General features: G+C 79.5%; 1 protein-coding gene. It reads right to left on the minus strand.

Going from position 1 to position 800, the window contains the following annotated elements; genetic code table 11:
• On the minus strand, nucleotides 1-800 hold an 800-nt coding region (locus tag G3I53_RS18020), incomplete at both ends, for a helicase-associated domain-containing protein (RefSeq protein ID WP_164438560.1).

The raw sequence follows: 800 nt of genomic DNA on the forward strand, positions 1-800 counted from the left end.
GCCAGCGTCTCGGCGGCGGTGGTGCGCGGCAGCTCGCCGCCCTGCACCGGCCCGTCGCCGTCCCTCGCGGCTTTCAGGGGGGCGGTGGAGGCGAGGTCACCGGCCCGGACGGCCCGGATCGCCGCCGTGAGCAGGGTCGCGTCGGGCACCGGCGGCCCGTCCGGGACCGGCTCGGGCGCCGTGCGCGGCGGGGTGCGGCGGGCGTGCGCCCGGGTGATCAGGACATCACCCTCGGCGGACTCGGCGGCCGGGGCGAACCCCATGGCCCGCAGCCCCTCCAGCAGTCCCGCCGGGTCGGTCCGCGCGGCCAGCACCGTCGGCGCGAGGCGGCGCAGGCCCAGACCGGCGGCCCGCTTGTCGGCGAGGATCTCGTTGAGCACGGCGTCGTCGTCGCAGCGCACGTACGCCGAGGCGGCGCCCACCCGCAGGTGCCCGTGCCGGCGGGCCACGTCGTCGATCAGGTACGCCAGCGGCTGCGGCACCGGGGTGCGGGAGTGCGCGGCGAGGAAGGCGTGCAGGTCGGCGGCGGTCTGCCCGGCGTCGAGGGCACGCCGGACGGAACCCGGCGTGAACCGGTACACGGTCGCCCCGCCCTTGGACTCCACGTCCGCCAGCACGTCGAGCACGTCGGCGAGCGGCCGCTGCAACGGGCCCGGCGCGACCGCCGTCAGGTCGGCCTGGAGCAGCACGTGGTCCAGCGGTTCCGGCAGCAGCGGCGCCAGCAGCCGGGCGGCGGCGGCCGAGGCCGTGGCCTGCTCGGCGGGGGAGAGGGGGGCCGGGACCGGCGGCGGGGCGGTCCG

The sequence above is a fragment of the Streptomyces sp. SID14436 genome (genome assembly GCF_010548465.1).
GTDB lineage: Bacteria > Actinomycetota > Actinomycetes > Streptomycetales > Streptomycetaceae > Streptomyces.